The 12,833-nt window shown below is 61.4% G+C and carries 10 protein-coding genes; 4 read left to right on the forward strand and 6 right to left on the reverse strand.

The window, feature by feature from the left end; all coding sequences use genetic code 11:
- Positions 1-18: 18 nt before the first annotated feature.
- The 5 genes from AD659_RS28240 to AD659_RS28265 form a co-directional block, all read right to left on the reverse strand.
- Positions 19-1,398, reverse strand: coding sequence for a M16 family metallopeptidase (locus AD659_RS28240; RefSeq protein WP_053126920.1), 1,380 nt, complete (start codon positions 1,396-1,398; stop codon positions 19-21).
- Between the two features lie 199 nt (positions 1,399-1,597).
- Positions 1,598-3,256, reverse strand: coding sequence for a Na/Pi cotransporter family protein (locus AD659_RS28245; RefSeq protein ID WP_053126922.1), 1,659 nt, complete (start codon positions 3,254-3,256; stop codon positions 1,598-1,600).
- 338 nt (positions 3,257-3,594) lie between these two features.
- Entirely contained in the window at positions 3,595-4,362 is a 768-nt protein-coding gene (locus AD659_RS28255; RefSeq protein ID WP_053126925.1) for a TerC family protein, read from the reverse strand.
- A 77-nt stretch (positions 4,363-4,439) separates the two neighbouring features.
- A complete protein-coding gene (locus AD659_RS28260) occupies positions 4,440-5,747 on the reverse strand; it encodes a CitMHS family transporter (RefSeq protein ID WP_053126927.1) in 1,308 nt (435 codons plus the stop codon).
- A gap of 570 nt (positions 5,748-6,317) precedes the next feature.
- Positions 6,318-6,656: a DOPA 4,5-dioxygenase family protein gene (locus AD659_RS28265; RefSeq protein ID WP_053126929.1), complete on the reverse strand. Its 339-nt coding sequence runs from the start codon at positions 6,654-6,656 to the stop codon at positions 6,318-6,320.
- An 85-nt stretch (positions 6,657-6,741) separates the two neighbouring features.
- On the opposite strand from AD659_RS28265, the gene AD659_RS28270 reads away from it, so the two are divergent.
- The gene (locus AD659_RS28270) at positions 6,742-7,401 is read left to right on the forward strand and encodes an NAD(P)-dependent oxidoreductase (protein ID WP_053126931.1); all 660 of its coding nucleotides are present in this window, start codon (positions 6,742-6,744) and stop codon (positions 7,399-7,401) included.
- 70 nt (positions 7,402-7,471) lie between these two features.
- On the opposite strand, the gene AD659_RS28275 is transcribed toward AD659_RS28270, so the two are convergent.
- Positions 7,472-8,422 carry a choline sulfate utilization transcriptional regulator gene (locus AD659_RS28275; RefSeq protein ID WP_053126933.1) on the reverse strand — a complete coding sequence of 317 codons (951 nt, stop codon included), beginning with the start codon at positions 8,420-8,422 and terminating at the stop codon, positions 7,472-7,474.
- Between the two features lie 114 nt (positions 8,423-8,536).
- Between AD659_RS28275 and betC the strand changes: the two genes are divergently transcribed.
- From betC to AD659_RS28290, 3 genes are all read left to right on the forward strand, one after another.
- Complete coding sequence (gene betC / locus AD659_RS28280; RefSeq protein ID WP_053126935.1) at positions 8,537-10,051, forward strand: choline-sulfatase; 1,515 nt, start codon at positions 8,537-8,539, stop codon at positions 10,049-10,051.
- A 16-nt stretch (positions 10,052-10,067) separates the two neighbouring features.
- Positions 10,068-10,988, forward strand: coding sequence for a choline ABC transporter substrate-binding protein (choX, locus tag AD659_RS28285; RefSeq protein WP_014335844.1), 921 nt, complete (start codon positions 10,068-10,070; stop codon positions 10,986-10,988).
- Positions 10,989-11,224: 236 nt separating this feature from the next.
- Complete coding sequence (locus AD659_RS28290) at positions 11,225-12,793, forward strand: SulP family inorganic anion transporter (RefSeq protein WP_053126937.1); 1,569 nt, start codon at positions 11,225-11,227, stop codon at positions 12,791-12,793.
- Positions 12,794-12,833 lie beyond the last annotated feature (40 nt).

Raw genomic sequence — 12,833 nt, forward strand, 5'->3', positions numbered from 1 at the left:
GCAGCCTCGTTGCACTCGTCAGCTCCTACGCCGGCGTACCCTCCACATCACCAATCCGAGCAACAACAACCCCAGCAAACCAGCCATCCCCCAAACGAACTCGTCATCACTGAGCAACGGCTTCTCGATGCGCAGGTAACCCGGGTCCTTGAGCAGTTCGCGCAGGGCCACGTTGGCCTGTTCCAGGCTCACCTCCTGCAGGCGGACGGCCGGGTTGGCGAAGCGGCCGTCTTCGTAGTCCCCCAGTGCGCCCCAGTAGTAATCGGCCAATGCGCTGTTGCCTTGAACCGCCCAGGACTGATGGGCAATGGCCGCGCGTTTGATGCGCACGAAACTGGCGGGGTCCAGGCCATCCTTGAGCAAGGCCTTGCGCATTTCCTCCAGCGCCTGCTCGGCTTCGGGCAAGTCTTCGCGGGACAGGTCGGCGTTCAGGCTGAAAAAGCCGACGCCGCCGAACACTTCACGTTCGGTCCACGGTCCGTAGGACAGGCTGCGGTCCAGGCGCAATTGGCGATAGAGCGCCCAATCCAGGTAATCCTTGAGCAGGTCGAACGTCTCGTCATGCTGCTCGTCCAGCACCGGTTCCGGGAACAGCCAATGCAGCTTGGCGCTGTCGCCGACCAGGCCACGGGTCAGGTTGCGCTTGGTGACCGCCTTGTAGCGGATCTGCGACAGCGCCTCGTGGGCGCTGGGCTCCACCGGCTCGAGTTCGCCAAAGGCGCGTTCCAGATAGGCCGGCAGCAGGCGGTCGAGATCGCCGACCACGATCAGGGTCATGTTGTTCGGTGCGTACCAGGTCTTGCGCACGTGTTCGAGGCGGGCGAGGGTATGGCGCTGGACCTCGGCCCGTTCCGCGCAGCGCAGGCCCAACTCAACCGCAAGCTGGTTGCTGGCCTTGTGCCCCAGATCCTGGTGATCGAGCCAGCGTTGCAGGTGGGTGTAGTGGCCGCCGTCTTCGCGTTCCACCACCCGCTTGGCTGCTTCCAGGGCCTTTTCATCGATACGGGTGCGGGTCAACAGCGCCAGCAGCAGGTCCAGGACCTTGCGTTGATTGCGTGCCGGCGCCTCGATGACGAACGTGGTGTCGGCGTTGCTGGTGAAGGCGTTCCACTCGCCACCCAAGGCCTGCATGCGCTCTTCCAGGCCGCCTTCGCCACTTTCGTCGACACCGCTGAACAGCAGGTGTTCGAGCAGGTGCGGCAGCTCTTTGTCGGCGCAATTGAAATCGTCCAGGCCCACGCCGACCACCAGCCGGATCGCCACATGCCCGCGCTCGGTGCCAGGCTTGAGCAGCAGTTGCATGCCGTTGGGCAGCGTATAGCCTTCGACCTGGAACCGGTCCAGGGCAACCACGGGCAGTGAGCCGAGCAAAAGAAAGGCGAGCAACAGACAACGCATAAGGGCTTCCTGGCGGCTGAGTGGTCCATGGTGCCGGGCGGGCCGTCATCGGCGGAGTGTCGCCCGGAGTCGGCTCGCTCCCCCTATCGAATCTATGCGGTGTTCATGACAACGGGAGCAGGCGGGCCGGTGAACGCTTTCAGGCCCGGGCCACTGTTTTTGACTGACATTGTTACTGACTGACCAATGCGCCAGTCGTTCACGGCGAATGGGTAATGTCGGAAATTTCATCGACCGCCAGCGCGCCGATCTCGGACGTTTCCAACACCACATAGGCACTGCCGCAAAACAGCGAATTGAGGCGCCTCATGTCGGCGATCAGCTCCAAGTGCAGGGAACTGGTCTCCAGGCTTTGTACGACTTTGCGCTGCAAGCGGCTGACATGGGCGTGGGCCATGCGCCGTTCCTGCGCCCGAAAGCGACGTTTCTCACGCAGCAACTGCCGGGCGCTTTCCCGGTCGGCGCTGAGGAATACCGACAAGCCCAGCCGCAGGTTGGCGATCAAGTGGCTGTGCAGCCCCGCCAATTCCTCCAGGCCGACCTCGGAAAAGGAGCGGCGCTGCGAGGTTTTCTGCTGCTGGACCTTGCGCAACATGCGCTCGATGAGGTCGCTGGCCAGCTTGAGGTTGATCGCCAACTCGATGATTTCCGCCCAGCGGCGGCTGTCCTGTTCGCTGAGGTCCTCACGGGGCATCTGCGCCATGTACAACTTGATGGCACTGCACAGCGCCTCGACGTCATCGCTCATGCGCCGCACGTCCTGGGTCACCGCCGTTTGCGCACCGCGCAGCACGTCCAGCATGGCTTCGAGCATGTTTTCGATCAGGTCGCCAATGCGCAAGGTCTCCCGGGCCGCGTTTGCCAGGGCCAGGCTCGGGGTGGCGAGCGCCGTAGGGTCAAGGTGGCGAGGCTTGGCCGTGCCGTTGGTTTCGGGCCGTTCCGGCAGCAGCCAGGCACAGAGCCGGGCCATCGGGCCGACGCTGGGCAGCAACACCAGGCAGCGCACGGAGTTGTAGAGCAGATGAAAGCCGATCACCGTTTCCTGGGGGCTGAAATCCAGGCTATCGAGCCAGCCCACCAGCGGATCGAGCACCGGAATGATCAACACCAGCCCGATCAGCTTGTACAACAAGCTGCCCAGCGCCACTTGGCGTCCGGCGGTGTTCTGCATGCTGGTGCTGAGGAACGCCAGGATGCCGCTGCCGATGTTGGCACCGATCACCAGACCGATGGCCACCGGCAGGCTGATCACCGCGGCGCCGGCCAGTGTCGCGGTCAGCAGCACGGCGGCCAGGCTGGAATAGGAGATCATCGCGAACAGCGCGCCGACCAGGGCATCGAGCAGGATGTCGCCGGTCAGCGAGGCGAAGATCACTTTCACGCCTTGGGCATGGGTGATGGGCGCGGCGGCTTCGACGATCAATTGCAGCGCCAGGATGATCAGGCCCAGCCCGATACTGACCCGGCCCATTTGCCCGACGCGGGTCTGTTTGCGCGAGAGGAAAAAAATCACCCCGAGGAAAATCAGCAGCGGTGACAGCCACGACAGGTCGAGGGTCAGCACCCGTGCCATCAGCGCGGTACCGACGTCGGCGCCGAGCATGGTCGCCAGGGCGGGGGTCAGCGCCATCAGGCCTTGGCCGACGAACGAGGTGACGAGCATGGCCGTGGCGTTGCTGCTCTGGACCATGGCCGTGACCATGATCCCCGCGATAAACGCCAGCCAGCGCCGGGACATATTCTGGCCAATGACATGGCGCAGGTTCGAGCCGTAGACCCGCAGGATGCCGGTACGCACGATATGCGTGCCCCAGATCAGCAGGGCCACGGCGGAGAGCAAATTGAGCAGGGTCAGCATGAGAGGCCCCCTGTTAGCGTCCCAAAGGAACAAATTGACGATGCCACATTCTTCGTTCTTGTACTTAAGCTGTAGTTGGCGAACGGTTCGGGCGCCAGCATTGCACAGCTAAAGAATCGATTGAAACAAAACTGTCATGAAAATACATTCCTCGAAAACACCCAAACCCCCTGTGGGAGCGAGCCTGCTCGCGATAGCGGTCTGAAAGCCAAGGAAGATATTGACGGTCATGGCCTCATCGCGAGCAAGCTCGCTCCCACAGGTATTGCTTCCGGCCGCTTTCCTGCTGGCATGAAAAAGGGGCTCCAAGAGCCCCTTTCATTCACTGCCCCATACCGTTACTGACCCGGCATGTCCTTGCGCAGTTTCACCGGATCCTGCTGCTTGCGCTTGCGTGCAATCGCGGTGCGCATCTTGATGTTGACCGCTTCCACCGCCAGGGAGAACGCCATGGCGAAGTAGACATAGCCTTTTGGCACGTGCACGTCGAACGACTCGGCGATCAGGACGGTACCGACCACCAGCAGGAACGACAGCGCCAGCATCTTCAGCGACGGGTGCTTGTCGATGAACGTGCTGATGGTGCCCGAAGCCAGCATCATCACCAGCACGGCGACGACGATTGCCGCGACCATGACCGGTACGTGGGAGACCATGCCGACCGCGGTAATGACCGAGTCCAGGGAGAACACGATGTCGATGATCGCGATCTGGATGATGGTGTAGATGAAATTGCCGCCCTTGCCTGAAGGCTCGTCGTTGCTTTCATCTTCGCCTTCCAGCGCGTGGTACATCTCCTGGGAGCTTTTCCACAGCAGGAACAGGCCACCGAAGAACAGGATCAGGTCACGACCGGAGATGCCCTGGCCGAACACTTCGAACAAATCGGCCGTCAGGCGCATGACCCAGGTGATGGACAGCAGCAACAGGATCCGCGTGACCATGGCCAGCGCCAGGCCGAAGATTCGGGTGCGCGCCTGCATGTGCTTGGGCATGCGGCTGACCAGGATCGAGATCATGATGATGTTGTCGATGCCCAGGACGATTTCCAGGGCGGTCAGGGTAAAGAAGGCAACCCAGATTTCCGGGTTGGTCAGCCATTCCATGTGAGTTCCTTTGAGCGAGTGTTAGGCCGCGCCGCGCCTTCGGTGACCCGACAGGGGCGGCGCAGCGGGCATTGCTTTTATAGAGTGCTGAACAGCGGAAAAATCCCCATCAGCAAGGCGGCGAACATTATGCACAGGCAAACCAGTACTGCCCACTTCAAGGTGAAGCGCTGGTGATCGCCGAACTCGATCCCGGCCAAGGCTACCAGCAGGTAAGTCGACGGAACCAGTGGGCTCAACAGGTGGACGGGCTGGCCGACGATGGAGGCACGGGCCATTTCCACGGCGGTGATGCCGTAATGGCTGGCTGCTTCGGCCAAAACCGGTAACACCCCGTAATAAAATGCATCGTTAGACATGAAGAAAGTGAACGGCATGCTCACCAATGCGGTGATCACCGCCAGGTAAGGACCGAGGAAATCCGGGATGACCGCCAACAGGCTCTTGGACATGGCGTCGACCATGCCAGTACCGGACAGGATGCCGGTGAAGATCCCCGCCGCGAAAATCAGCCCGACCACCGCCAATACGCTGCCGGCGTGCGCCGCGACGCGGTCTTTCTGCTGTTGCAGGCACGGGTAGTTGACGATCATCGCGATACTGAAGGCCACCATGAACAGCACCGGCAACGGCAACAAGCCGGCGATCAAGGTGCACATCAGAGCCAGGGTCAGCGCGCCGTTGAACCAGATCAGCTTCGGACGGCGGGCGTCCGGGAACTGGGACACGCTGATTTCGCTGTGATCGATCTCGTCGCCCGCCAGGTGCAATTCACCCAGGCGCGCACGCTCGCGTTTGCCGTACATGTAGGAAATCGCCAGGATCGCGGCAACACCGGCCAGCATGGCGGGGATCATCGGCACGAAGATGTCGGACGGGTCCACGTGCAGCGCACTGGCTGCCCGGGCCGTCGGGCCGCCCCACGGGGTCATGTTCATCACGCCGCCGGCGAGGATGATCAGGCCGGCCATGATGCGCGGGCTCATGCCGATGCGGCTGTAGAGCGGCAGCATCGCGGCCACGCAGATCATGTAAGTGGTCGCGCCGTCACCATCAAGGGAAACGACGAGCGCCAGGACGGCGGTACCGACCGAAACTTTCAACGGGTCGCCCTTGACCAGCTTGAGGATCTTGCGCACGGCCGGGTCGAACAGGCCGGAATCGATCATCAGGGCGAAATAGAGAATTGCGAACATCAGCATCACCCCGGTCGGGGCGAGCTTGGTGATGCCTTCGAGCATCATCGGGCCGATCTTCGGCGCGAAACCACCGAACAGGGCGAACAAAATCGGGATGATGATCAGGGCGATCAGCGCGGACAGGCGCTTGGTCATGATCAGGAACATGAACGTGATGACCATGGCGAAGCCAAGGAAAGTCAGCATGGGAAATACTCCAGGCGTGGCGCGGCTATGAAATGCGAACCGGACAGGTCAGCGCAGGATGCAGAGCACGGGGCGGACGGATGGAGTGGGTGCAGCGGGACGGGTAGCAGCGGACATCGGAATCACCATTGTTGTTGTTAAAAAGGCCGCACGAGCATCAGGAAAGCTCGCTGTAGGCCACCGGTCTATTGCCGGTAGGTGGGGCGATCCTAATCGCGCAAGCTTTCAGCAGCCTTTCGCCGCAGCAATGGCTGATGGCTGGCCAAGCGAGCCTGTGTTGCTGTGTGTTGCTGTGTTGCTGGTGTTGCTGGTGTTGCTGGTGTTGCTGTGTTGCTGTGTTGCTGTGTTGCTGATGTTGCTGATGTTGCTGATGTTGCTGATGTTGCTGATGTTGCTGATGTTGCTGATGTTGCTGATGTTGCTGATGTTGCTGATGTTGCTGATGTTGCTGGTGGTTGCAGTGCTTTTGTGGCGAGGGAGCTTGCTCCCGCTGGGCTGCGAAGCGGCCCCAGGATTTTGCGGCCGCTGCGCGACCGAGCGGGAGCAAGCTCCCTCGCCACAAGGGGTAAATCAGGTTTTTGCTTTGAAGGCTGAAAGATTCAACGGTCGCACCGCGCCCATCCAGATCGCATGTTCGGTATGGTCGATCAGGTCATCGCCGGTTTCCGGGTGCAGGAAAATCACCAGGCCCTTGCGATTGAGCGCCAGCCACGGCAGGACCACGCCGATGTACTGCGGATCGAACGCCAACTGACAGCTCCAGTCCGGGTGCGGGCCGACCGGGCGTTGGTGGACGCGGCCCATTTTCAGCGGGAACAACTGCGCCGCTTCCTCACACAGGGCTCGCGCCTGGTCGAGGGTGTTGGCGTCGAAATACACGTGGGCGTGGTAACCCTTGATCCGTTGCATCGGTCACTCCTTGATAAAGAGGCGAACCCTCTTGGTTTCCTGCGGGTCAGAGCCTTTACAGGCGGGACAACGAGGAAAAACAGCCATGAAAAACGCCGAAACCCCGGTCATCAAAGTGGTGCTCTATGGTGCCATGAGCAGCCTCGGCAGTGCGTTGATGGCTGAATTGCTGCGGCGCCAGCATGAGGTCATCGCCATTCTCGACGATCTTACTGCCCTGGCTCCACGCCCGGGCCTGCGGACCAAGACCGGCGATCTGTTCGACCCGGAGCGGGTCAAGCAAAGTGTCGCCGGTGCCAGCGCCGTGGTGTGTCTATTGAACGCACCGGGGCTGCCGATGAACAGCGAGCACGTGGAGCGCACCTTGATTCCCGGCCCGGTGGAGCAAGTCCTGGCGGTGGACGCACTGATCGCTGGCATGCAAGCGGTGAACATTACACGGCTGTTCCTGGTGGGCGACTTTGCGATGCTCGACGAAGAACAGGCCGATGACGATTTGCAGCGCCATGCCGCCGAAGAAGTGCTCGACGCCCTGAAGCACAGCACGTTGCAGTGGACCTTGATCAACGCGCCCTATGCCGCGCCTGGCCTGGGCATCGAACATTTCAGCCAGGTCAGCACCAGCCTCGAACCGGGCCTGGCCGAATCCCTGCAGCGGCTCAACCGTGTGGCGGTCGGTATCGCCGACGAACTGCGCCTGAACCTGCATGTGGGTGAGCACGTGGATTTCGTGCCCGCCATCTAGAGGCAAACCCTGTGGCGAGGGAGCTTGCTCGCGCTGGGCCGCGTAGCGGCCCTCGAAAATCAGAGCAATCTCATACGGCAATCGACGGCAACGGCAATCCCGTCAACGATTCGGCACTGTTGGCCTGTTCTTCCATCAGCCAATCGACGAATTGCCGGATCAACACACCGCGCCGTTTACGCTGGGGCAAGACCACGTAATAGCCCAGTCGCGACAACACCGTTTCCGCAATCGGACGGCACAACAGGCCCTGGGCCAATAAGTTATCCACAAGGTGTCGCCAGCCGATGGCGACACCTTGGCCGCCAATCGCTGCCTGGATGAGTAGCGTGTAGTTGTCGAAGCGCAACTGCCCGGGTGCCGGCGGCGAGGTAATGCCCAATTCGCGAAATACGCCACTCCAGTCGAACCAGCTGTTGCTGTTGCCCGCGCGCAGGTGCAGCAATGGAAATTCCGCCAAGGCTTGGGCGGGCAAGGGCAGGGGACGCTCCTTGAGCAGCAGCGGACTGCATACGGGAAAGACTTCTTCGCTGAACAGCCAGCGACTTTCGCCTTGTTTGAAGCGACCGTCGCCGAACAGTACGGCAACGTCGATATCGGTACGGAGCATGTTGTGGTTGCGTTCGCTGGTCACCAGGCTGACATCCACCTGCGGATTGGCGGCATGAAAGCGATGCAGGCGCGGCATCAGCCAATAGGCGGCGAAGGCAAAGTCCGTGGCGACCTGCAGCACTTCATGCTGGTGCTGTGCGGTGATCGCGCTCAGTCCGGCGTCGATGCTCTGCAAACCGGCCTGTACCTGCTCGAACAGGATCGTGCCCGCCTCGGTCAGTTCGATGCCGCGGTAGATGCGGTCGAATAATCGCGTACCCAGTTGCTCTTCCAGGCGCTTGATCTGCTGGCTGATGGCCGGTTGCGTGGTGCCCAGCTCAATCGCTGCCGCCGTAAAGCTCTGTTGGCGGGCGGCGGCTTCAAAGGCTCGGAACAGTTCCAGGGACAGGTTACCCAGGGCGTCATACATAAGCTGTGCTTATCCTAGTCATTATCCTGCATGGGCTTTACCCCAAAACCCGGGGGCTACATGCTCAATCGCAGCAATGTCGCATAACTGCCTACTATGGAATGCCGCGATTACATGAAGCGCAAGAACATTCTTTTCATCATGGCCGATCAAATGGCCGCGCCAATGTTGCCGATCTACGGTCCTTCGCCGATCAAGCTGCCGAACCTGTCGCGCCTGGCCGCCGAGGGCGTGGTGTTCGACGCCGCCTATTGCAACAGCCCGTTGTGTGCGCCGTCGCGTTTTACCCTGGTGAGCGGCCAGTTGCCGAGCAAGATCGGCGCCTACGACAACGCGGCGGACTTTCCCGCAGACGTGCCGACCTACGCCCATTACCTGCGCCGCCTCGGCTACCGCACGGCGTTGTCCGGCAAGATGCACTTTTGCGGCCCCGACCAACTGCACGGCTACGAAGAGCGCCTGACCAGTGACATTTACCCGGCCGACTACGGTTGGGCGGTGAACTGGGACGAGCCGGACGTGCGGCCGAGCTGGTATCACAACATGTCGTCGGTGTTGCAGGCAGGGCCTTGCGTGCGCACCAACCAGCTGGATTTCGATGAAGAAGTGGTGTTCAAGGCCCAGCAGTACCTGTTCGATCACATCCGCGAGGACGGTGACCAGCCGTTCTGCCTGACCGTGTCGATGACCCACCCACACGACCCGTACACGATTCCCAAGGCCTTCTGGGATTTGTATGACGACAATGACATCCCGTTGCCCCAGACCCCGGCGCAAGTGGACCTTGATCCACACTCCCAGCGGCTGCTGAAGGTCTATGACCTGTGGGACAAGCCACTGCCTGTGGATAATATTCGCGACGCCCGCCGCGCCTATTTCGGCGCGTGCAGCTACATTGACAGCAACGTCGGCAAGCTCCTGCAAACCTTGGAGGACACCGGTCTGCTGGACGACACGATCATCGTATTCTCCGGCGATCACGGGGACATGCTCGGCGAAAAGGGCCTCTGGTACAAAATGCACTGGTTCGAAATGGCCGCTCGCGTACCGTTGCTGATCAGCGCACCGGGGCAGTTCGCCAGCGGCCGGGTGAGCGCGGCCGTGTCCACCGCCGACTTACTGCCGACCCTGGTGGAACTGGCCGGTGGCACGCTGGAACCGGGCTTGCCGCTGGATGGCCGTTCGCTGGTGCCGCATCTGCAAGGGCAGGGCGGCCATGACGAAGTCTTCGGTGAGTACATGGCCGAGGGCACCGTCAGCCCGTTGATGATGATCCGTCGTGGCCCGTGGAAATTCATCTACAGCGAAGACGATCCGTGCCTGCTGTTCGATGTACGCAATGACTCCAAGGAATTGGAAAATCTCAGCCAATCTGCGGAGCATCAAGCCCTGTTCGCCGATTTTCTCGCCGAAGCCCGCGCTAAATGGGATATTCCGACGATTCACCAACAGGTGCTCGCCAGCCAGCGCCGCCGCCGTTTTGTCGCCCAGGCGCTGACCCTGGGCAAACTCAAGAGCTGGGACCACCAGCCGCTGGTGGACGCCAGCCAGCAATACATGCGCAACCACATCGACCTCGACGATCTGGAGCGCAAGGCCCGTTATCCACAACCCTGCCAAAACCAATAACGTAAGGGGCACGCACATGCAAAAGTTATCCACAGTACTGACCGCTGGACTGTTGGCGTTGAGCAGTGTTTCGGCCTGGGCCGAGCAGAGCTGCGAAACGGTGAAGATGGCCGATCCGGGCTGGAGCGACATTGCCGCGACCAACGCCATCACCGGTTTCCTGCTGGACGGGATGGGCTACAAGGCCAAGGTCGACACCCTCGCCGTGCCGATCACCTTCGGTGGCCTCAAGGACGGCCAGGTGGATGTGTTCCTGGGTAACTGGATGCCGGCACAGCAAGGCTTCTATGATAAATTCGTGGCCAATGGCGACGTCACGCAACTGGCGAAGAACCTGGACGGCACCGAGTTCACCCTGGCGGTCCCGGACTACGTCTGGGATGCGGGTGTGCATAACTTTGCCGACCTGAACAAATTCGCCGACAAGTTCGACAAGAAGATCTACGGCATCGGTTCCGGCGCCCCGGCCAACCTCTCACTGAAAGAAATCATCAAGACCAATGACTTCGGCATGGGCGAGTGGAAGCTGGTGGAGTCCAGTGAGCAGGCGATGCTGGCGGAAGTCTCCCGGGCGGTGAAGAAGCAGAAATTCGTGACCTTCCTCGGCTGGACCCCGCACCCGATGAACGTGCAATTGAAAATGCACTACCTCAAGGGCGGCGAGAAATACTTCGGTGACACCGGCAGCGTCTATACCTTGACCCGCAAGGGTTATGCACAGGCCTGCCCGAACGTGGGCAAGCTGTTGACCAACCTGAGTTTCACCCAGGAAATGGAAAACAGCATCATGGCCGAGGTAGTGAACAACAAGGTCAGCAATGCCGACGCGGCCAAGGCGTGGATCAAGGCCAACCCGGCGGTGCTGGATAAATGGCTCGACGGTGTGAAGACCCTGGATGGCAAGGATGCGTTGGCGGCGGTGAAGGCCAAGCTCTGACAAGCTCTTGTGGCGAGGGAGCTTGCTCCCGCTGGACTCTGTAGGAGCTGGCGAAGCCTGCGATCTTTTGATCTTTCGCTTGAAACTCAAGTGTCTGGGGAAAGATCGCAGCCTCGTTACACTCGACAGCTCCTACACAGCTCCTACACAGCTCCTACAGGCTCAGCGGGAGCAAGCTCCCTCGCCACGTGGGCTCAGCTGGTACTCTTGCGCCAAACCCCATTCCTTGAGGCCCCATGGCAATCCCCACGCGCCATTCACTCTTTCCTTTCCTGAGCTGGCTGCCCCGGCAGACCCGCGCCAGTGTCGGCCGTGACCTGATCGTCGGCCTGAGCGGCGCGATTCTCGCGTTGCCGCAGTCCATTGCCTACGCCCTGATTGCCGGTCTGCCCCCCGAGTACGGCTTGTACGCGGCGATCATGCCGGTGCTGATCGCCTGCCTGTGGGGTTCGTCGTGGCACCTGATCTGCGGTCCCACGGCGGCGATTTCCATCGTCTTGTACGCCACCGTCAGCCCGCTGGCCGTCCCCGCCAGCGAGGACTACATCACCTTGATCCTGCTGCTGACGGTGCTGGCGGGAATCTTCCAATGGTTGCTGGGCTTGTTGCGTTTCGGGGCGCTGGTGAATTTCGTCTCCCACTCGGTGGTGCTGGGGTTCACCCTGGGTGCGGCGGTGGTCATCGCCCTGGGGCAGCTACCGAACCTGCTGGGCCTCGACCTGCCGAACGAAGCCACGGCGCTGCGGGGCCTGCTGATGCTGGTCGAGCACATCGGGGCTGTGGATAAGCCTTCGCTGTTGCTGGGGTTGGGGACGCTGGTCCTGGGTGTCGTGCTCAAGCGCTTGCTGCCGCGTTGGCCGAGCCTGTTGATAACTCTAATCATCAGCAGTCTGGTGGTCTGGTTGTGGCCGGCGATGTTCGGGCATGTGGCGTTGGTCAGCGCTTTCGCCGGGCGCCTGCCGCCGCTCACGCTGCTGCCGCTGGATCTGGAGCTGATCCTGCGTCTACTGCCCGGCGCCGTGGCGGTGGGCATGCTCGGGCTGGTCACCAGCCTGTCCATCGCCCGCTCGTTGTCGGTACGGTCAGGGCAATTGCTCGATGCGAATCAGGAGGTGAGGGCGCAGGGGCTTTCCAACATCGTTGGCGGATTTTTCTCCGGATCGTTGTCAGCCGGCTCCTTTACCCGTTCCGGCCTCAGCTATGAGGCCGGGGCCTGTTCGCCCCTGGCTGGGGTGTTCTCAGCGTTGTGGGTGGCGTTGTTTGCCGTCGCCGGGGCGAAACTGATCGCGCACATCCCGATTCCAGCCATGGCCGGCAGCATCCTGCTGATCGCTTGGGGGCTGGTGGACCACCGGGGTATCCGGGCGTTGTACCGTGTGAGCCGCGCCGAATTCGTGGTAATGAGCCTGACCTGCCTGGCCACGTTGCTGCTGGAGCTGCAAACCGCCATCTATGCCGGCGTGCTGGCTTCGCTGTTCTTTTACCTCAAGCGCACCTCGCAGCCGCGGGTGCAGCATTTTCGCGAAGGGGAGGCGGAGATCCTGCGGGTCGGCGGGTCGATCTTTTTCGGCGCCAGCCATTACCTGCAAGTGCGCCTGCAACGGTTGCAGGCGCAACGGGTGGTCATCGATGCCCAGCAGATCAACTTCATCGATTATTCCGGGGTGGAAATGCTCCACCAGGAAGCCCGGCGCCTGCGCAGCCAGGGGCGAAGCCTGACCTTGCGCATGGCCCGGCCACAGGTGGTGGAGGAGTTGTTGAAGCTGGAGGGGGCGCAGAAGTGCCCGATTCACTTCGAGGATTGAATTGATTCAACCTCTGTAGGAGCTGCCGAAGGCTGCGATC

The sequence above is a fragment of the Pseudomonas thivervalensis genome (assembly GCF_001269655.1).
Taxonomy (GTDB): domain Bacteria; phylum Pseudomonadota; class Gammaproteobacteria; order Pseudomonadales; family Pseudomonadaceae; genus Aquipseudomonas; species Aquipseudomonas thivervalensis.

Bases quoted from the DNA above. Each gene is read 5' to 3' on its own strand.
- AD659_RS28240 (WP_053126920.1), bottom strand. From the start codon at position 1,398: ATGCGTTGTCTGTTGCTCGCCTTTCTTTTGCTCGGCTCACTGCCCGTG.
- AD659_RS28245 (WP_053126922.1), bottom strand. From the start codon at position 3,256: ATGCTGACCCTGCTCAATTTGCTCTCCGCCGTGGCCCTGCTGATCTGG.
- AD659_RS28255 (WP_053126925.1), bottom strand. From the start codon at position 4,362: ATGGAATGGCTGACCAACCCGGAAATCTGGGTTGCCTTCTTTACCCTG.
- AD659_RS28260 (WP_053126927.1), bottom strand. From the start codon at position 5,747: ATGCTGACTTTCCTTGGCTTCGCCATGGTCATCACGTTCATGTTCCTG.
- AD659_RS28265 (WP_053126929.1), bottom strand. From the start codon at position 6,656: ATGCAACGGATCAAGGGTTACCACGCCCACGTGTATTTCGACGCCAAC.
- AD659_RS28270 (WP_053126931.1), top strand. From the start codon at position 6,742: ATGAAAAACGCCGAAACCCCGGTCATCAAAGTGGTGCTCTATGGTGCC.
- AD659_RS28275 (WP_053126933.1), bottom strand. From the start codon at position 8,422: ATGTATGACGCCCTGGGTAACCTGTCCCTGGAACTGTTCCGAGCCTTT.
- betC (WP_053126935.1), top strand. From the start codon at position 8,537: ATGAAGCGCAAGAACATTCTTTTCATCATGGCCGATCAAATGGCCGCG.
- choX (WP_014335844.1), top strand. From the start codon at position 10,068: ATGCAAAAGTTATCCACAGTACTGACCGCTGGACTGTTGGCGTTGAGC.
- AD659_RS28290 (WP_053126937.1), top strand. From the start codon at position 11,225: ATGGCAATCCCCACGCGCCATTCACTCTTTCCTTTCCTGAGCTGGCTG.